The organism is Mongoliitalea daihaiensis, from assembly GCF_021596945.1.
GTDB lineage: Bacteria > Bacteroidota > Bacteroidia > Cytophagales > Cyclobacteriaceae > Mongoliitalea > Mongoliitalea daihaiensis.
Map to the genome: position 1 here is coordinate 3,633,938 of NZ_CP063779.1, position 19,005 is coordinate 3,652,942.

At 39.9% G+C, this 19,005-nt stretch carries 16 protein-coding genes; 12 read left to right on the top strand and 4 right to left on the bottom strand.

The window, feature by feature from the left end:
• Positions 1–84 precede the first annotated feature (84 nt).
• The 3 genes from IPZ59_RS15545 (at position 85) to IPZ59_RS15555 (ending at position 2,965) form a co-directional block, all read left to right on the top strand.
• Positions 85–1,182: a DUF2891 domain-containing protein gene (locus tag IPZ59_RS15545; RefSeq protein WP_236136963.1), complete on the top strand. Its 1,098-nt coding sequence runs from the start codon at positions 85–87 to the stop codon at positions 1,180–1,182.
• On the top strand, positions 1,179–2,396 hold the full coding sequence (locus tag IPZ59_RS15550; protein ID WP_236136964.1) for an NRAMP family divalent metal transporter: 1,218 nt from the start codon (positions 1,179–1,181) through the stop codon (positions 2,394–2,396). The genes IPZ59_RS15545 and IPZ59_RS15550 overlap by 4 nt, the downstream gene beginning before the upstream one ends.
• Before the next feature lie 119 nt (positions 2,397–2,515).
• Positions 2,516–2,965, top strand: coding sequence for a hypothetical protein (locus tag IPZ59_RS15555; RefSeq protein ID WP_236136965.1), 450 nt, complete (start codon positions 2,516–2,518; stop codon positions 2,963–2,965).
• A gap of 193 nt (positions 2,966–3,158) precedes the next feature.
• On the opposite strand, the gene IPZ59_RS15560 is transcribed toward IPZ59_RS15555, so the two are convergent.
• Positions 3,159–3,683, bottom strand: a complete 525-nt coding sequence (locus tag IPZ59_RS15560) for a hypothetical protein (protein WP_236136966.1) — start codon at positions 3,681–3,683, stop codon at positions 3,159–3,161.
• A 120-nt stretch (positions 3,684–3,803) separates the two neighbouring features.
• Between IPZ59_RS15560 and IPZ59_RS15565 the strand changes: the two genes are divergently transcribed.
• The 9 genes from IPZ59_RS15565 to IPZ59_RS15600 all read left to right on the top strand — a co-directional run bounded on the left by IPZ59_RS15565 (position 3,804) and on the right by IPZ59_RS15600 (position 15,134).
• The gene (locus IPZ59_RS15565) at positions 3,804–5,396 is read left to right on the top strand and encodes an ATP-dependent DNA ligase (protein WP_236136967.1); all 1,593 of its coding nucleotides are present in this window, start codon (positions 3,804–3,806) and stop codon (positions 5,394–5,396) included.
• Positions 5,386–7,836 (top strand): ligase-associated DNA damage response DEXH box helicase, encoded by a 2,451-nt coding sequence (locus tag IPZ59_RS15570; RefSeq protein ID WP_236136968.1) that lies wholly within the window; start codon positions 5,386–5,388, stop codon positions 7,834–7,836. Before IPZ59_RS15565 ends, IPZ59_RS15570 begins: the two co-directional genes overlap by 11 nt.
• A 1,395-nt stretch (positions 7,837–9,231) precedes the next feature.
• The gene (locus tag IPZ59_RS15575; protein ID WP_236136969.1) at positions 9,232–9,843 is read left to right on the top strand and encodes a fumarylacetoacetate hydrolase family protein; all 612 of its coding nucleotides are present in this window, start codon (positions 9,232–9,234) and stop codon (positions 9,841–9,843) included.
• On the top strand, positions 9,830–11,683 hold the full coding sequence (locus IPZ59_RS15580) for a M23 family metallopeptidase (RefSeq protein ID WP_236136970.1): 1,854 nt from the start codon (positions 9,830–9,832) through the stop codon (positions 11,681–11,683). Before IPZ59_RS15575 ends, IPZ59_RS15580 begins: the two co-directional genes overlap by 14 nt.
• Positions 11,684–11,762: 79 nt before the next feature.
• Positions 11,763–11,936 carry a putative polyvalent protein kinase domain-containing protein gene (locus IPZ59_RS20350; RefSeq protein WP_394800715.1) on the top strand — a complete coding sequence of 58 codons (174 nt, stop codon included), beginning with the start codon at positions 11,763–11,765 and terminating at the stop codon, positions 11,934–11,936.
• Between the two features lie 132 nt (positions 11,937–12,068).
• Positions 12,069–12,518, top strand: coding sequence for a thioredoxin-dependent thiol peroxidase (gene bcp, locus IPZ59_RS15585; protein WP_236136971.1), 450 nt, complete (start codon positions 12,069–12,071; stop codon positions 12,516–12,518).
• 10 nt (positions 12,519–12,528) lie between these two features.
• On the top strand, positions 12,529–13,380 hold the full coding sequence (locus IPZ59_RS15590) for a transketolase (RefSeq protein WP_236136972.1): 852 nt from the start codon (positions 12,529–12,531) through the stop codon (positions 13,378–13,380).
• A gap of 1 nt (position 13,381) precedes the next feature.
• On the top strand, positions 13,382–14,353 hold the full coding sequence (locus IPZ59_RS15595; RefSeq protein ID WP_236136973.1) for a transketolase family protein: 972 nt from the start codon (positions 13,382–13,384) through the stop codon (positions 14,351–14,353).
• 382 nt (positions 14,354–14,735) lie between these two features.
• Complete coding sequence (locus tag IPZ59_RS15600; RefSeq protein ID WP_236136974.1) at positions 14,736–15,134, top strand: hypothetical protein; 399 nt, start codon at positions 14,736–14,738, stop codon at positions 15,132–15,134.
• Between the two features lie 121 nt (positions 15,135–15,255).
• On the opposite strand, the gene IPZ59_RS15605 is transcribed toward IPZ59_RS15600, so the two are convergent.
• The 3 genes from IPZ59_RS15605 to IPZ59_RS15615 form a co-directional block, all read right to left on the bottom strand.
• Positions 15,256–16,620, bottom strand: a complete 1,365-nt coding sequence (locus IPZ59_RS15605) for an exonuclease domain-containing protein (RefSeq protein ID WP_236136975.1) — start codon at positions 16,618–16,620, stop codon at positions 15,256–15,258.
• Between the two features lie 218 nt (positions 16,621–16,838).
• A complete protein-coding gene (locus IPZ59_RS15610; RefSeq protein WP_236136976.1) occupies positions 16,839–17,543 on the bottom strand; it encodes a DsbA family oxidoreductase in 705 nt (234 codons plus the stop codon).
• Between the two features lie 215 nt (positions 17,544–17,758).
• Positions 17,759–18,874 carry a site-2 protease family protein gene (locus tag IPZ59_RS15615; RefSeq protein WP_236136977.1) on the bottom strand — a complete coding sequence of 372 codons (1,116 nt, stop codon included), beginning with the start codon at positions 18,872–18,874 and terminating at the stop codon, positions 17,759–17,761.
• Positions 18,875–19,005: the final 131 nt, after the last annotated feature.

The window sequence follows — 19,005 nt, forward strand, 5'->3', positions numbered from 1 at the left end:
GTTCTTCTAAGACTAGAAATTTATACAGCTAAGCAAAAGCTGTTTATCATTTTGAAGAAAATTCGTTGGTAAACAAGTGATTTTATGCATATTTTGCTTGCAAACTTCATATGTTCAAGCACTATGCAAATAGCCTTCTTACTTTGGTCTTTCCTGACTTTCCAAGATCCAAGCATCCCCGTCCTTAATCTAGATCAGGCTAATCGCCTAGCAAAGTTACCTCTGCATTGTATGCAAACGGAATACCCCAATAAATTGAACCAAACACTGGCCGATGAATCCTATCTTTTACCTCCTAAAACCTTGCATCCAGCATTTTATGGATGTTTTGACTGGCATTCAAGTGTTCATGGCCATTGGATGTTGGTAGCCTTGTTGAAACAATTTCCAAACTTAGATGATGCCGTTTTGATTCGTCAAAAGTTGGAAGAAAATATCAGCGCTGAAAATATTCTTCAAGAAGTGGCATACTTTCATATTCCGCAAAACAGCAGTTTTGAACGTACATATGGCTGGGCTTGGGTACTTAAACTAGCTGAGGAGCTTAATACTTGGAACGATCCTCTGGCTCGACAGTTGGAAAATAACCTTCAGCCACTTACAGATTTAATGGTTGAAAAATACATAGAATTTCTTCCAAAATTGATTTATCCTATACGAGTAGGCGAACATACCAATATTGCCTTTGGGTTGAGCTTTGCCTATGACTATGCTAAAACAATGCAGCATCAGCCTCTTCAAACCATTATTGAACAACGGTCAAAAGACTGGTTTCAGGGAGATACAGACTGTCCATTGGCCTGGGAGCCTAGTGGGTTTGATTTTTTATCACCTTGCTTTCAAGAGTTAGATATTATGAGAAAAGTATTAGCTCCTTCGGAGTTTGTGGATTGGGCGTATGGTTTTCTTCCTGTCATATTTGAATCGAATTTTTCATGGGAGCCTGGTCGGGTTTCTGACCGAGCAGATGGAAAATTGGTGCATTTGGATGGAGTTAATTTCAGCCGTGCTTGGGTCATGTATGGGCTGGCAAGAAACTTCCCTGATCTTTTTCCACATCTAATTTCATTAGGAGATGCACGCATGAATTTTTCCCTGCCATTCATCGTCGATGATAATTACGAGGGTACGCATTGGCTGGGCAGTTTTGCGATTTATGCCTTGATTCAACGTCCCCAATGAAACGTTGGCTGGGAAATATAGGTCCTGGTCCCATCATTGCCGCGGCCTTTATCGGTCCGGGCACGGTCACAATTTGCACCTTAGCAGGAGTTGAATTTGGATATGATCTATTGTGGGCCCTAGTACTTTCAATTGTTACAACTATAGTCCTTCAAGAAATGGCTGCACGTATTGGACTCATCAGTCAAGCGGGGTTGTTAGAAAACCTTACAAAGACGATTAAAGCACCAATACTGAAGTATTTTTCAATTATCCTCGTTATGATTGCCATTGTACTTGGAAATACTGCATATGAAGCGGGCAATATTACTGGAGGTGCTTTGGGGGCCTCCTTGATAGTACAGCTACCCGTTTTCAAAGTTGCTATTTTCACATTCCATACTACCCATTTGATTATGGGAGGAGTGGCTTTTGGTTTATTGATTTCAGGAAATATGTCCGTAATTACCAAATTTCTCACTGGCTTGGTGGTCTTCATGAGTGGAGCCTTTTTGCTTTCTGCAATCTTCGTCTTTCCTTCTTGGCGCATCTTTCTCAAAGGTTTAGTACCACAGTTTGATCCCTCCAACTTTTTGGTAATTGTAGCAATTATTGGTACGACGGTGGTTCCTTATAACTTATTTCTTCATGCCTCCCTGGTGGCTAAAAAATGGTCAACTCCAAAAAACTTAAATCTAGTCAGGAAAGACACCTTTGCCGCCATAATTATTGGAGGTTTGGTTTCTATGGCTATTGTCATTACGGGAGCAAGTCAACAAGGGGGATCTGTAACATCAGCGGTAGATATGGCCGTTGGCTTAGAGCCATTGCTGGGTACTTTTGCTACTTACTTTATCGCCTTTGGATTGTTTGCAGCTGGATTAACTTCTGCCATGACTGCTCCCATGGCAGCCGCCTTGGTTGTCTGTGGTAGTTTTGGTTGGAGCACTTCCATCAAAAGCTTGCCTATGCGGTTCAATATGGGCTTAGTTTTGTTGATGGGACTATTATTTGCTTCGCTTGGTATCCGGCCTGTACAATTAATCACCATTGCTCAGGTAGCCAATGGTATTCTATTACCATTGATCGCTGCTTACCTTATTTGGTTAGTCAATAGACCTTCCATGATGGGTTCTTTCAAGAATACCTTTATTCAAAATTTAATTGCAGGTATCATCTGGCTGATCACTCTTATCTTGGGAGCAGTAAGCTTGTGGAGGATTTTTGGTAATTAATATTGTTTGTATTTCAACTATTACTTTGATAAACAAAGCATGTAATCAAAGCGCATGACGCGCCATAGTTATTCTGAAACTGGATATTTTCTTATCTTTGCATGAAATATAAAAAAATTATGAAGCAAATCACTTTCTCCAATTTAGTTGTATTGATTGCAATGTTCCTCGTTGCTTGTTCCTCTGAGAAAAAAGAAGAAGATAACGAAGAAATCTATGTAGAAGCCAATGTCTATCACCAAAGCAGCCTTGATGCCCGTGAGGAAATCATGGAAATTGAAAAGGTATTGAAAGAGCTTGGTATTGAATATGCAGACCTTAAAGAGGAATTGAAAATCTGGGATAAGGAAATCATTGAAGTTCCTGGGTTTGAACATTCCCATGACGACGAATTTCAGCGTAAATACCACGTTCACAACCGTATGAAGCCATTTTCTGCAGAGGAACACTTGGAATACCAAAAGGCAATGAATGCAGAAATAAAGACTTTATTTGACAGTTTCAGATTACTGACTGTTGAAAAGGTAATGGATGATCAAAAGAATGAGGAAGATGAAGGAGACTTATAAGTCAACTGTCTAAATAATCACCCAAATATTTCTTTGCATTTATTTTTGAAGAACTTTGTGGCTCAAAACTCTCGTGGCATTTTGAGCCACAAATTTACTAGTTCACGAAGAGATAAATTACTAAACAAAGCCTTTTTTCGATAGAAAATCTAATGAACTATCCATGAGAAAGCCTCATTTTTTATCTTTTAACTTACTCAATGCCACGCAATTCCGGAGCGCACAAACTAATATTGTTTCTATCAAATGCCACCCTACTATTGTCATTGCTTCCCACATTCCCAACAGTCAGATAAATATTGTACTCAGGTCCAGAGTCTGCCAAATGGATTTTAATATGCCCGTCAAAGTTTTTGAAATCTTCAAAAGTCAACACGCGTCCATCCGACAACACATCCATTTTTGTGACGCTTCTTAGGGTGCGGATGTCAACCGGATTAAATAAAAATGCAATGGGTGAATCAGCTTGATCATAGCTTCCAAAATGCAAATGAACTGGGAAGAAATATGGCGTGGCATCTTTAGTTCCATCTAAGGTTATTTCCATTTCCAATTCCCCAGTCACCAACTCTCGCAATGTAGCTACACCTGTATATTCAAAATCAGAACTTTGAAATAGTTCATAAGTTATTTCATTTCTAGTGTAGCGCCTATCTTCATCTTTGTTGCAGGCATAGAAAATTGAACTGATAAGAAGGATGCTGAGTAACTTTTTCATTCGTTTGGTGTTTGTTCAGATATACGCTTGAACAACCATTTTGGTTGAACAGATACAAGTTAAATAAAACTCTTGAAAAGTAATGTGACTCGGTTCACATTCCCGAGAACTAACTCATTTATGGAAGATTTTGTTGCACTCTTCAATCGTTTGGACCAAAGTAATAAAACAAGCGATAAATTACAGGCATTGAGGGGCTATTTTTTAACTGCTAACGAACAAGATAAACTCTGGACATTGGCACTCTTTACGCACAGACGTCCAAAGCGTCAGGTTAATACCCGCTTACTGAGAGAATGGTGCTGTGAAGTTGCTCACATACCTGCTTGGCTTTTTGAGGAATCCTATCAGACTGTAGGAGATTTGGCAGAGACTATTTCCTTGCTATTACCCGCACCATCCGAAACATCCAACAAATCCTTAAGTGAATGGATTGTTTTTTTGATGAATTTGGAAGGATTGGAAGAAGAAGAAAAAAAAGAACAAATTCTATACGCATGGGAGCGCTTGGAAAAGGAAGAACGGTTCATCTTTACTAAATTGATCACAGGAGGATTTAGAGTAGGCGTCAGTCAGCAGTTGGTCGTTCAGTCCTTGGCAGATGTCCTTAACCTAGAAAAAACCGATGTCACCCAACGGCTAATGGGTGATTGGAATCCACTTAAAAATAACTTTCATGATTTACTCCTAACATCCAATCAATCAGATGATTTATCTCGTCCTTACCCGTTCTATTTGGCCCATCCTGTAGAAGCTTCTTTGATGGAATCCGAGCATCCAGTCGATTGGCAAGTTGAATGGAAATGGGATGGGATTCGTGGACAACTCATCAAGCGAAAAGGTGAGATTTTCATTTGGTCAAGAGGAGAAGAATTAGTGACTGAGAAATTTCCTGAATTGGTGGAAGCCGCCAGCTTTCTTCCTGACAACGTCGTATTGGATGGAGAAATTCTTTGTTTTGAAGGAGCGCTTCCCCTGCCATTTGGGATTCTGCAGACACGTATTGGGAGAAAAAATTTGAGTAAAAAAATACTTCAGGAGGCCCCCGTTTCTTTCTTTGCTTATGACCTGCTTGAACTGGAGGGAAAGGACTTCCGCACCCAAGCATTGACTGTTAGAAGAGCTCATTTAGAGGAGTTGTTGCTAGGAATTCCAACCACTCGCTTACAACTTTCACCAACAGTGGAGGCGGAAAGTTGGGCAGCATTGGAAAAAATACGAGAAAGTTCCCGCAAGCGGATGGCTGAAGGATTTATGCTCAAACGCAAAAACTCTCCTTATGAAGTAGGCAGAAAGCGGGGCAATTGGTGGAAATGGAAAATTGATCCTTTGACCATCGATGGCATATTGATATATGCACAAAAAGGTCATGGAAGAAGAGCAGATTTATTCACCGACTTTACCTTGGCTGTTTGGGAAGGTGACAAACTTGTCCCTTTTACAAAAGCCTATTCAGGATTGACCGATGCGGAACTCAAAGAAGCAGATCAATACATTAAGAAAAACACGGTAGAAAAATTCGGTCCAGTGCGTACCGTCAAACCAGGTTTAGTCTTTGAAATAGCCTTTGAAGGCATTCAAGAAAGTCCCCGCCACAAATCCGGTATAGCCCTCCGCTTTCCTCGAATCAATCGCTGGAGAAAAGATAAAAACATAACAGAAGCCAATACTTTAGCTGATTTAAAAGACTTACTTTCGCTGTATGGAGGATAAAGATTTACGTGTTGGTTTTTCTTATTTTGAACAAAAAGGTTGGAAACCATTCGATTTTCAGATACAAACATGGAAAGATTTTTTAGCTGGAAAATCAGGAATTTTGAATGCTCCTACTGGCAGCGGTAAAACCTTCGCCCTTTGGTTTCCTCCCATCTTGGATTACATCCGCAAACATCCCCATGACTGGCAAAAACCTCAAAAAATAGGGATTCAAGTCATATGGGTGACTCCTTTGCGGGCGTTGGCTCAGGACATTCACCATGCTATGCAGGAAGTCTGTAACAGCATCGGGCTTCCTTGGAAAGTGGCTGTAAGAAATGGAGATACCGACACCAAAACCCGTAATCAACAAAAACGTACTCCACCCCAATGCCTAGTAACCACGCCAGAGACTTTACAGATTCTTTTGGCACAAAAGGAAAATGCCTCCATTTTCAAAGAAGTCAAATGCATCATTGTGGATGAATGGCATGAATTGATGGGCAATAAACGAGGGGTTCAGGTTCAATTAGCCCTTGCCTACATCCAAAGCATTTTGCAAAAAGATATACAGCTGTGGGGTATTTCCGCCACCATAGGAAATCTGGAAGAAGCCAATAAAATCTTATTAGGAACAGATGCACCAGTTCATATCGTCAAAGCTGATATTCACAAAGAGATAGCCGTGCACACAGTCTATCCAGATGAATTGGAAAAATATCCTTGGTCAGGTCATTTGGGATTGAAGCTATTGGATAAGATCATACCTATTGTGGAGGGCCATAACAGCTTGTTGCTCTTTACCAACACACGTGCGCAAACCGAAATCTGGTATCAGAAAATTATGGAAGCCCGTCCTGATTGGGCGGGATGGGTTGCTATGCATCATGGTTCCTTGGATATGGCTGTGCGAACTTGGGTTGAGGAAGCCCTGCATCAAAATAAGTTGAAATTAGTGGTTTGTACCTCAAGTTTAGATTTGGGGGTGGATTTCAGACCTGTAGATGCAGTCATTCAAATTGGTAGTCCTAAGGGCGTAGCCCGCTTTATGCAACGGGCTGGAAGAGCAGGCCATCAGCCCGGTTTGCCTTCCGAAATTTACTTTGTCCCTACCAATTCACTAGAACTGATTGAAGCAGCTGCCTTGCGCTTTGCTATGGAAACAGGCGACATGGAAAGTATCCACTGCCCTACCCTTACTTACGATGTGCTCATCCAGTTTTTGATCACCTTGGCGGTCGGTGATGGATTTTATCCAGAACCTACCTATCAGTTGATCAAGAACACTTACACCTTTCAGGATTTGCAGTATGAGGAGTTCCATTGGATGTTACATTTCATAACCGAGGGCGGAGAATCCTTGCGAGGTTATGATGAATTTTCCAAAGTAGTCATCGAGGAAGACGGGCGCTACAAAGTTCATGACAAGCGAACGGCTATGCGACACCGGTTATCCATGGGCACGATTGTAAGCGATCCTATGTACAAAGTCCGCTTCAAAAACGGAACCTTTTTAGGAATGGTAGAGGAGTATTTTATCTCACGTCTTAAGCCTGGAGACAGGTTCTTTTTTGCTGGAAGAACCTTGGAATTTGTAGCCATACGTGATCTGAGCGCCATTGTCACGCAATCCACAAAAAAAACCAGCAACATCCCTTCTTACATGGGTGGACGGATATCATTGACTTCCAAACTATCCACCAAAATGCGAGAAATCTTGGAAAGTGCAGCTCAAGGCTCTTTTTATTCAGAAGAAGTCTCCTACTTAGCTCCCTTACTTGATTTGCAACAGCGCCTTTCATTGATTCCCGATTCTCATACTTTTTTGATAGAAAAATGCATTTCTAAGGATGGGCATCATGTGTTTTTTTATCCGTTTGAGGGCAGGATGGTGCATGAGATTTTAGGTGCACTTGTAGCCTATCGAATTAGTCTCAACTACCCCATCACCTTCAGTATTGGGATGAATGATTATGGGTTTGAACTGCTTTCAGACGAAGTGATTCCCATCGAAGACATTTTAGCAGAAGATTTATTCAGTGAACAAAACTTGATCGATGATATTCAAGCTTGTATCAATGAAAGCGATATGGCCAAACGTAAATTCAGGGATGTTGCCACCATATCAGGTATCATATTCCAAGGTTTCCCCGGCAAACCAACGAAGCTTAAGCATCTGCAGTCTAATAGCAGTTTGATTTACAGTGTCTTTGAAGATTATGACCCTGATAACCTCCTGCTTAAACAATCCCGAAGGGAAGCTTTGGAGATGCAAATGGATAAAGACAGTGTATTGAATGCTATTCAAAAAATCAATCAGCAGCAAATCGTCCTCAAATATCCTGGGCAATTTACACCGTTTTCATTCCCCATCTTGGTAGATCGCCTCAGAGCATCACTTTCTTCCGAATCCTTGGAAGACCGCATCGCCAAAATGCGAGCGACGATGATTGATTGAGAACAGGTTCTCGCAGAAAGCGGAGAATACGCAGAAAAAATTTAACACAGATAGACAAATGATAAGCACTGATTTACACAGATAGTTTGCTGACGCAAATCTGGAAAAGTTGAGCGATGCTATTTCAATTGTAATTTGATAATTGATTCAGATATTAAAACACAAAAAAACCGTGTGCATCCGTGTGCATCCGTGGCTAAACATTAAGCGGGGATTATGGTCAAAATTTTTAAAACAGATAGACAAATGATATGCACTGATTTGCACAGATAGTTTGCTGACGCAAATCTGGAAAAGTTGAGCGATGCTATTTCAATTGTAATTTGATAATTGATTCAGATATTAAAACACAAAAAAACCGTGTGCATCCGTGTGCATCCGTGGCTAAACATTAAGCGGGGATTATGGTCAAAAATTTTTAAAACAGATAGACAAATGATATGCACTGATTTGCACAGATAGTTTGCTGACGCAAATCTGGAAAAGTTGATCCCTACTATTTTTACTTGCTAATTTTTTCAACTAAAAAAAGATGAAAAAATCTGTGGCCATCTGTGACCAATTTACCTCCTTTTCCTAACCTATTTTAGTTGATCGTCTACCAGCATCACAATCTTCCTAATTATTGGATGACCGAATCACCAAAATACGGGCAACGATGATTGATTGAGAACAGGTTCTCGCGGAAAGCGGAGAATACGCAGAAAAAATTTAACACAGATGACAACTGATAAGCACTGATTTAAACAGATAGTTTGCTGACGCAAATCTGGAAAAGTTGATCCCTACTATTTTTATTTGCTAATTTTTTCAACTAAAAAAAGATGAAAAAATCTGTGGCCATCTGTGTGCATCTGTGACCATTTTACCCCCTTTTCCTAACCTATTTTAGTTGATCGTTTACCAGCATCACACTCTTCCTAATTATTGGATGACCGAATCACCAAAATATGGGCAACGATGATTGATTGAGCATTGGTTCTCGCAGAAAGCGGAGAATACGCAGAAAAAATTTAACACAGATGACAAATGATAAGCACTGATTTACACAGATAGTTTGCTGACGCAAATCTGGAAAAGTTGATCCCTACTATTTGAATTGGGATTTACTAATTTTTTAAACCATAAAAAGGCAAAAAAAACCATGTTGGCTAGTTTGCTTAAAAAAACAAACTCCGATAGGAGTTAAATCCCGAAGGGTATTAGCCCCGAGTCGCCACTCGGGGTAAAAAAAGGTTTTAAAACCCCAAGCCCAACTCCGATAGGAGTTGAATTAAACTAGGTACCTCTATTATTCATGTATCAATTTTTAACATAAAAACCCCGTCTAAAGACGCAATAACTGCCAAATTTTCCCCAAAAATCCTTTTCTTTGCTAGCTGAATAGAAAAGCCCATGAAAGTAATTGCTATCGGAAGAAATTACGCCGAACACATCGAAGAGCTCAACAACGAACGACCTACCGCACCCGTCGTTTTCCTCAAACCAGATACAGCTGTTCTTAAAAATAACGCCCCTTTTTACCATCCTGACTTTTCACAAAACATCCATCACGAGGTTGAATTGGTACTCAAGGTATGTAAAGAAGGCAAACATCTTCAGCCACAATTTGCCCATCGGTATTTTGATGAAATTGGTATAGGCATCGATTTCACTGCGCGCGATTTGCAAGATGCATGTAAAGCTAAAGGACTTCCTTGGGAAATTGCTAAAGCATTTAACGGTTCAGCACCAGTCGGATCATTTTTACCAGTTTCGGAATTCAAATCCATGAACGATATCAATTTTCATTTGCTTATCAATGGAGAATTCAAGCAAAAAGGAAATACTTCCATGATGCTTTTCGACTTCAATGCTATCATTGCCTATGTCTCTCAGTTTTTTACGCTGAAAAAAGGTGATTTAATCTTTACAGGGACTCCAGCAGGTGTGAGTAAAGTCAATATTGGAGACCGATTGGAAGCATTTATCGAAGATCAAAAATTACTGGACTTTGAAATTAAATAATTCCTTTTTGTGGCTTTGCTTTTGGCTTGGCTTTTCAAATAATATCCTTGCTCAAGACTATTTATTTCCAGTAAAGCCAGGACAACGAGCAGCACTGTCTGGAAACTTTTCCGAAATACGACCCAGTCATTTTCATTCCGGGATTGATGTGAAAATTGGTGGAGTGGATGGAGAACCCATCTTAGCCATTGCAGATGGCTACATTTATCGGATGAAAATTTCCACCTATGGCTATGGAAATGTGCTGTATTTGAGGCATAACGATGGTCAATCCTCTGTTTATGCTCATTTGCGAAACTTCTCTCCAAAAATCATGGAATTCATGCGCAAGGAGCTATATTTTGCGAAAAAAAATGAATTGGAAATCTTCCCAGACCCTGATTTTCTACCCATTAAAAGAGGGGAAGTCATAGGAAATGGAGGGAATACCGGGAGTTCGGGTGGACCACACCTTCATTTTGAAATTCGGGACACCTTAGACCGTGCCATTGACCCATTTATTTACAGATTCAGAGAAGTTGTGGATAATACTCCCCCTATCATTTACAAAATGGCTATTCGTCCAATCGGTATGGATAGCAGGGTCAATGGTCTTTACCAACGGATTGAGGTAACTCCCCTGCTTGAAGGAGGTGTCTATGTGATCAAAGAACCTGTTAAAGTCAGTGGACAGGTGGGTATTGAAATCCATTCCATCGACCGCATGGACGGTTCCACCAATATTTTTGGAAATCCTATGTATGAATTGAGTGAAGATGGTAACCTGATTTTCAAGGCCAACCTACAACACATCGATTTCAACAAGGGGAGATTCTTTTTCTCCCATATGACTGGTAATAAGTTTAAACGCCTTTATAAGGTCCCTAACAATGTCTTGGAAATCTATGAACCGGATTCAACATGGTCTGGTGCAATTTCAGTGAATCCCCAACAGCGAAAAAATATTTCAGTAAAAGCCCAAGACTTTTTTGGAAATGCTCGAACAGTGAAAATGACCTTAGTCGGCGAAGAAGCTCCCTTCTTTTTGGGTAATCGAAACATCAGCACTACCAAAGGAACATCTATTAAATACGATGGTTCCTTGATGATCATCGAAACAGGTCCTTCTGACATCGGTACCTTAGCCAAAGTTTGGGTGAAAAGCCACGAAATGGAAATGGCCCCAATATACGTCAACAATTCTCATCGAATTTATACATGGGATATGCGCTATGGCATTCCCGAGCAAATTGACTTGTGCACAGAGACGATCTTTCCCTCCGTCATTGCGCACATTCCTTTCGGTGAGGAGCGCTTGGTTGCCAATCAACAACTAGAAATCATTGTGCCAGAAGAAGCCACCTTGGATGATTTGTACTTAAGAGTAGAACACCAAAATAATCGTCTCAAAATCAATGATACGGATGAATATTTACGCTCTCCTATTGAAATCCTTTGGAAGGAAACTATGGGAAGTGCCGATAGAGAGCGAACACATGTATATGCCCTCAACAGAAATGGGAGCAAGTCTTTTGTAGGCGGAACGTGGGAATTAGGAAATATCCGTTTCAAAACTAGAAACTTTGGTACCTTTGTACTCGATACAGACGTCAACCCTCCCAGCATTACGCCCATCCGGGTAACTGCTGACGAATTGAGGTTTACCATTCGAGATGACAAATCCGGAATAAAGGATTTTGAGGCCTTGGTCAATGGTGAATGGGTATTGATGCGATATGAGCATAAGCAAAATGTCATCTGGTCTGAGAAGTTGACCAAACAAGCTTTCAAAGGAGAGCTTATATTGAAAGTAAGGGATATGGCAGGGAATGAAACTGTTTATAAAACTCTAGTCAAATAATTTATTTTTGTTTAGAAAAATCAAGAGACTGAGAAATTAACTGAAATAATTAATAACAAAAACCTTGGGGTCCAAAACATTGATCTTAAAAGTTTATCAGTCAGGGTGCGGAGCAGAGAGTTTTTTTAAAGATGAGTTTAGTGTTTTAAAACTAACTGACTCAATTTACTGTAGCCGCTGGGTAGATTATCTTGACAATTTAGTGATTGATCATTTTTTATTTCCAAATACAGCATACAATTTAATTTTATAATCTTCGCAATTATAATTTTATGCTAATCATAAGGCCTTTTATATTCATAAAAACCTACCCAAAGACAAGAAGTTTTGGTACTTTTGCCTGTAACCCAGCTTTTATCACATTAACAAATAAAACCACAAAAACATGGCGTTAGAAATTGGAAATCCAGCACCGGCATTTGAAGCGAAAGATCAACAAGGCAACATCTTGAAGTTGTCTGATTTCAAAGGAAAAAAAGTTGTACTTTATTTTTATCCAAAAGACAATACTCCGGGTTGCACTGCACAAGCTTGTAATTTAAGAGACAACTACGATGCTTTATTGGCTGCGGGTTATGTAGTCTTGGGTGTGAGTTCGGACTCCGAAAAATCCCACCAAAAATTCATCGAAAAGCAAAGCCTTCCTTTCCCCCTTTTAGCTGATGAGGACTTGAAAGTTCATGAGGCCTACGGTACTTGGGTAGAAAAATCCATGTATGGCAGAAAGTATATGGGAACAGCACGTACTACATTCATCATCAATGAAGAAGGGATATTGGAAGAAATCATTGAAAAAGTAAATACAAAAGAACATACCAAACAAATCCTCAAATAATTCCAAACCAATGGAAAATAAATCAATCGAACAACTCAACGACATCTGTTCACAGGTTAGAAGAGATTGCTTGCGCATGGTTCATGGCGTGCAATCCGGTCACCCAGGAGCAGCCTTGGGCCTTACGGAGTACTTCGTGGCGCTCTTCTTCAAAGAAATGACGCATAACAATCAGTTCCAAATGGACGGCAAAGGCGAAGATCTCTTCTTCCTTTCTAACGGACACGTGTCCGCCTTATGGTACGCTGTATTGGCAAGGTCAGGTTACTTTGGTGTTGAAGAGTTGGGAACTTTCCGAAAAATCAATACTCGCTTACAAGGACACCCCGCTACTGAAGAAGGTTTGCCCGGTATCCGAATTGCCTCAGGTTCGTTAGGCCAAGGACTTTCTGTAGCACTTGGTGCCGCGCAGGTGAAAAAGCTTAATGGAGACGACAAATTAGTTTACGCTGTCATGGGAGATGGTGAACAGCAAGAAGGTCAAGTATGGGAAGCGGCTATGTATGCTGCACACTATAAAATTGACAATGTGATTGCTGCGATTGACTATAATGGTCAGCAAATTGATGGTCCTACCGAGAAGGTAATGGACTTGAAAAACCTGAAAGCAAAATGGGAAGCATTCGGTTGGGAAGTGGTTGAAATCCAAAAAGGTAACGATATGGAGCCCGTTTTGGCAGGTCTTGCTGATGCGAAGAGCCTTACTGGTAAAGGAAAGCCTGTACTTGTCTTGTTATATACCGAAATGGGATACGGTGTAGACTTTATGGTAGGTACGCACAAATGGCATGGCATTGCTCCAAGTAATGCTGAATTAGCCAATGCATTGGGACAATTGAAAGAAACCTTAGGAGACTACTAACATGGAAAAGACATTAGATTTAAAATACACATATACTGAGAAGAAAGATACCCGCTCTGGCTTTGGCGACGGTTTACTAGAAGCTGGAAGACAAAACCCTAATGTAGTAGGTCTTTGCGCTGACTTGATCGGTTCTTTAAAAATGGGCGCTTTCCAAAAAGAATTTCCCGAGCGTTTTTTCCAAGTAGGAATTGCAGAAGCCAACATGATTGGCTTGGCAGCAGGGATGACTATTGGAGGGAAAATTCCTTTCACAGGAACCTTTGCTAACTTTTCTACGGGCCGCGTGTATGACCAAATCAGACAATCTGTTGCGTATTCTGGTAAAAACGTAAAAATCTGTGCTTCCCATGCTGGTTTGACCTTAGGTGAAGACGGTGCTACGCATCAGATTTTAGAAGATCTCGGTATGATGAAAATGCTTCCTCATATGACTGTCATCAATCCTTGCGATTACAATCAAACAAAAGCGGCTACTTTAGCTTTAGTCAATCATGAGGGCCCTGCATACCTGAGATTTGGTAGACCAAGCTGGCCTATTTTCACGCCTAAAGACCAAGAATTTGTGATTGGTAAAGCTTGGAAAATGATTGAAGGAACGGATGTTACCATCTTTGCTACAGGTCACTTAGTGTGGGAGGCTGTGGTTGCTGAGGCGATGTTGAGAGAAGAAGGCATTTCAGCTGAGGTGATAAATATTCATACGATAAAGCCATTGGATGAAGAAGCTATCCTAGCCTCCGTTGCTAAAACTGGTTGTGCGGTTTCAGCAGAAGAACACCAAATCAACGGTGGCTTAGGAGACAGTATCGCTCAAACCTTGATTCGAAACAATCCTGCTCCATTGGAATACGTGGGTGTATTAGACTCCTTCGGTGAATCCGGAACTCCTACCCAATTGTTGGAGAAATACGGCTTAAATGCTGAGAACATTGTAAAGGCTGCGAAAAAGGCAATTGCAAGAAAGGGTTAACAGTGAGCAGTGGACAGTGAACAGTGGACAGTGATAAAAAGTTAGGAAAGAAGAATGAATAATTAGGAATGAGTAGCAACTTCTTTTTCTACTGATCTACTAAATATCACCTCTTTACTCCTGAATATTAATCATAACAATTTGAAGCACCGGTGTTGGACATTAAAGTTTCAATACCGGTGTTTTTTTGAGCTTAATATATTCCAATAATTCTATTTCTTCTTGCATAGTACGAAGAGAATAGCGAATTGCCCTTGACAAGGCTAAAAGTTAAATTAATTTTTAATTTCCTTATTTTCTGATTCAGTTAAGAAGATTTAAGAAGAAAGGCTTTTGTATCGCAAAAAGATTTATTTACATTTAATCATAAACAAAAAACTTTATGAAACAGATTCTTTTTTCCCTCGCATTTATCTGCATCTTGGTATTTGCTAATGATGCTACTGCACAACGTTTAAAACTCCCATCAGGAGGTGGTGATTTGACGAGTCAAGTATTGACAGCTTTAAATACGGTAGACAAATTAGGTCTTACAGCTGATCAAGACAGCAAATTAAAAGCTACTAACAAAACATTTGTTGATGACGTCTTCAAAGTTTTGAATAACAGCAGTCTTTCAGACGACGCTAAAAAAACCAGTTTCTTAAATCTAAAAAATACGCGTCAAAATTTCCTTTTACAATTGTTAGGTCAGCAGTTATTAGGTAATTATAACAAAGGTGTCGGGAATCTACTCAAACCCTTGAATAAGCAATTAGGATTAGCTGCATTAGCATTTTAACGGCACGCAAAGGCGCCAAGTTCGCAAGTAAACTATTGGATGAAAAGCTACTAGCAATTACGATTCTAATTTGGTTAATTCTTAGTTCAGCTTGCATCTTTGCGCCTTTGCGAAACCGAATTTAAAGTACCTGAATCTTCTCTACAGCAATCTTCGGAAAAAAAGCTTTTAACAAGTACTGTGAATCTCTCTCAGGCTGAACTCTGATCAATTTATCAACTATCGCCGATGTTTTCTCTAAGGTAGCTTCTAAAAAAGTATAGCCTTGAAAAATTCCATCTTCAAAATACAAGACAGAATGTTCTTGTGCTGTCCTTCCCAAATCCTGAATCAATAAGCGACCTCGTTCTTTTGAAAAGGTTTGTATGAATTGTCTGACTTTCAAATTATACAGTTCAGGGATCTCCAGTCCCCCACAAGCACCTTTGCAATCACCTTTTTTATGATCAAAACAAAAATCGGCTGATTTTTGAATCCCAGCCAATTTGGGACACATCTCATATTCAAGGACCTTATGCTTCAGCAAATGGAAAGCCTCGGCATGAGTATTAAACTGAGCGATGGATGGTGTTCCTTTAGTAATTTTGGCAACCTGTAAACGTAGATACCCATTCCCATCTTCGTAACTGACAATACCCCAACTCATGGTTTTGAATTTAGCAGCTTTATTGAATTTAGGCCATTTATGCTTGATTTCCTGTAGTTCTAATAAGCAAGCTAACAATTCACTCCCGGTCAATTTCCATTGAACATCACGAATGAGGGACTTTAGCTGAAATTTTTCCTCTTCCTCAGATTTACCGGAGAAATGTTGTTTAAATCGGCTACGGATATTTAGCGCTTTTCCAATGTAGATAGGAACACCCTTTTCATCTAAAAAATAATAAATACCTGTCTCTTCGGGTAAACTCAAAAACTTTTCTTCCGAAATTTGAGGAGGAAGAAAGTGAAAAGCTTGGCGCTTACGTAAGCTTCCAAGAATAATATCTTCATTTTTTTCGAATATCATCCCAAAGAGTTGGGCAGTGGCTTCCGCATCTCCAAATGCACGGTGCCTATCCTGAATATGAATTCGAAGATGTTCACAAATACGTCCTAAACTATACGATGGAAAGCCAGGGAAAGCCTTTCTGCTTAACTGAACAGTACAAAGCTTAGGGGATTCGTAAGAAATACCGATGGAAGAAAAAGCTTCTCGGATAAACCCATAATCAAAATTCACATTATGGGCTACAAACACCTTGTCTTCCAATAAAGTAAGAAGTTCTTGTGCTATTTCCCCAAATGTAGGGGCTTCAGCTACCATTGCTTCATCAATGCCTGTTAAACCTGTGATGTAAGCAGGAATATATTGCTGTGGATTCAATAGTGTGTGAAAGGTATCCAAAACTTGATACCCATCATGAATCAATACTGCTATTTCGGTAATCCTTGCACTTCGTGCACTCCCTCCAGTGGTCTCAATATCTACAATCGCAAAAAGCATGGTCGAAGGTAGAAAAGAATTCGGAAGGAATGAAGGGAGTGAAGGTGGTTGTCAGAAAAATAAATTGTATCAAGTAAATCTATATTAAAAGAAATGCCACAAAGACACAGAGACACCAAGCTTTCACTTTAAATTACTTTACCATTTGTTTTAGAAGTATTCCAAAACAACTGATCTATTTGTGCCTTCGCGCCTTTGTGGCTATTTACTGGAACTACTTAATTACAATTTCCTTCGACATCACACGCTTGACCTCCTCCATCTAAGAAGCTGATCCCCATAGATGCCTGATAACCTGCAAAAGCTTTGGCGATGGTCTGCTGAAATACCTCATCCTGTTGCGCTCCCGAAATACCAAATTTTCTATCCAATACAAAAAACGGAACACCTCTAACACCTAGCTGCTGGGCTTCCTGAACATCTTCATTAACCTCTTTCAAAAAAGCATCTGAATTCAAGCAAGCATAAACCGCCTCTTGAGGTAAACCAATCTCGACTGCCAATGTTATCAAAGTTTCCGAATCATCGATATTCATTCCCTCAGTGAAATACGCTCTCAACAAACGCTCTTTCATTGGCGATCCCAATCCATGTGTTTTGGCAAAATGAAGCAAGCGATGAGCTTTGTAGGCATTGGCCACGACCGCATGTTCCATATCGTAATCTAAGCCCTCAGCTGCTGCCATTTGTACTACCTGCGCTGTAATTTCTTTCGTTTGATCCATGGACCAACCTTTTACTTCAGATAGATATTCCAATGAGTTTTTATTGGGATCAGTTTTCATCGTTGGATTCAAAAGGAAGCTTTTCCATTCGATGACGATCTGATCACGATATTCAAAGGATTCTAAGGCTTTTTCTAGACGTCTTTTGCCAATGTAGCAAAAAGGACACATGATATCCGACCAAATTTCTATCTTCATGGTTCAATTCAATTATTTAACGTATACATAAAACGAAAAAACACTGGAAGGTTCCCATGAAAACAAAAGAATGTCCCTCATGTGCGATGGATGTAGATGCAAAAGCGACTATCTGCCCTATTTGTCAATTTGAATTCCCCAAAAGAAACCCTCTTTATCAATGGATTGCTATTATTTTAGCCCTCTTTTTTCTGGCGTTGATCATACTGTGACATTTATTCAACGATGAAAGGTTGCGGTGTAAAACATACAACAAAGATTACAATTGCAATCCAACCGATCAATTGACGTTTCCGATCTAGTGCTTTTACTCCATTAACCTCCGGGTGTTGCAGCCCCATCACCCTTCCCAATAAAAAAGCAAAAAACAACCACCCCATATAACCTTGTATAGTTGGGAAAATATTCACAAGCAAGTATTGAGTAGCTGCTATTCCGAGTACTATTGTCCATACAGTTTGCGTCTCTAAGCCTGACTTCCGGAAACAGATGTATAAAAAACCGATATACAACGGAATAGCAATCAATAAATGATTAAGCTCATCATAAGGACTTATAACCCCTAATCCTGCATAAAAAATAAATGCGGCGTAAAAAAAGACGGATATTTGTTTATGATGCCGCGGAAACAAGCCAAAGACTACATGTCCCCCATCCAATTGACCAATGGGGAGAAGGTTTAAGGCTGTAAAAAACAATGCCAAATAGCCTGCAAAAAGGTATGGAAAATGAATAATCTCTGAAACATCTGGCATTCTTTCGGGGTCTGCCAGTCCTTTCTCCATCATCCAAAATAACAGATTGTAGCCAATTTTGATGGTAATATATCCTTCTTCAGCTGCATGGCCTTGGAAGTTTTCATCTAAATATTCTGGATGTATTTGATAAATATAGTCCGCATCCGGAAGGTTGGTAAACCCATAAAACAAAACCCCAACAGCTAAAACGAAACCGGCTAAAGGGCCTGCTATTCCAATATCGAAATATTTTTTGCGGCTATTTATAAAACTTTTCATGCGAATCACTGCTCCGAAAGTTCCAATAGACAGCGCTCCTAAAAAGCCAAACCAAGCAGGAATAAAGTATGGAAGTGAGGATTTTACCCGATGATGAATAGACATAAATAAATGCCCTAGTTCATGAACGAGCAAGATTCCTATAAAAGGTATGGAAAAATGAAGGGATTTAAAGAAGTACTCCCAAGTAAGGGCATGCTCCCCTCCTACCATGATCGATTTCCCGTAGAGCCATTCTGCCCCTGCGAGTGTAGTAGCTCCTAAGGTTAAAACAAACAGTGTGATATGAAGCAGATATTCTTTGGGTTGGTACATTCCTTTTTATTCGTTAGTTATCCTAATTTTAAAAGTTAATTCGATGAGTATGGACCATTGCCTTGAAGGCTTCTAACATACTTATAGAAAAAGCTGATAGTGAAGAACGTTTTAATTATTGTCATTGCGCT

Bases quoted from the DNA above. Each gene is read 5' to 3' on its own strand.
- IPZ59_RS15560 (WP_236136966.1), bottom strand. From the start codon at position 3,683: ATGAAAAAGTTACTCAGCATCCTTCTTATCAGTTCAATTTTCTATGCC.
- IPZ59_RS15595 (WP_236136973.1), top strand. From the start codon at position 13,382: ATGGAAAAGACATTAGATTTAAAATACACATATACTGAGAAGAAAGAT.
- bcp (WP_236136971.1), top strand. From the start codon at position 12,069: ATGGCGTTAGAAATTGGAAATCCAGCACCGGCATTTGAAGCGAAAGAT.
- IPZ59_RS15615 (WP_236136977.1), bottom strand. From the start codon at position 18,874: ATGTACCAACCCAAAGAATATCTGCTTCATATCACACTGTTTGTTTTA.
- IPZ59_RS15545 (WP_236136963.1), top strand. From the start codon at position 85: ATGCATATTTTGCTTGCAAACTTCATATGTTCAAGCACTATGCAAATA.
- IPZ59_RS15555 (WP_236136965.1), top strand. From the start codon at position 2,516: ATGAAGCAAATCACTTTCTCCAATTTAGTTGTATTGATTGCAATGTTC.
- IPZ59_RS15610 (WP_236136976.1), bottom strand. From the start codon at position 17,543: ATGAAGATAGAAATTTGGTCGGATATCATGTGTCCTTTTTGCTACATT.
- IPZ59_RS15600 (WP_236136974.1), top strand. From the start codon at position 14,736: ATGAAACAGATTCTTTTTTCCCTCGCATTTATCTGCATCTTGGTATTT.
- IPZ59_RS15590 (WP_236136972.1), top strand. From the start codon at position 12,529: ATGGAAAATAAATCAATCGAACAACTCAACGACATCTGTTCACAGGTT.
- IPZ59_RS15550 (WP_236136964.1), top strand. From the start codon at position 1,179: ATGAAACGTTGGCTGGGAAATATAGGTCCTGGTCCCATCATTGCCGCG.
- IPZ59_RS15605 (WP_236136975.1), bottom strand. From the start codon at position 16,620: ATGCTTTTTGCGATTGTAGATATTGAGACCACTGGAGGGAGTGCACGA.
- IPZ59_RS15565 (WP_236136967.1), top strand. From the start codon at position 3,804: ATGGAAGATTTTGTTGCACTCTTCAATCGTTTGGACCAAAGTAATAAA.
- IPZ59_RS15575 (WP_236136969.1), top strand. From the start codon at position 9,232: ATGAAAGTAATTGCTATCGGAAGAAATTACGCCGAACACATCGAAGAG.
- IPZ59_RS15570 (WP_236136968.1), top strand. From the start codon at position 5,386: ATGGAGGATAAAGATTTACGTGTTGGTTTTTCTTATTTTGAACAAAAA.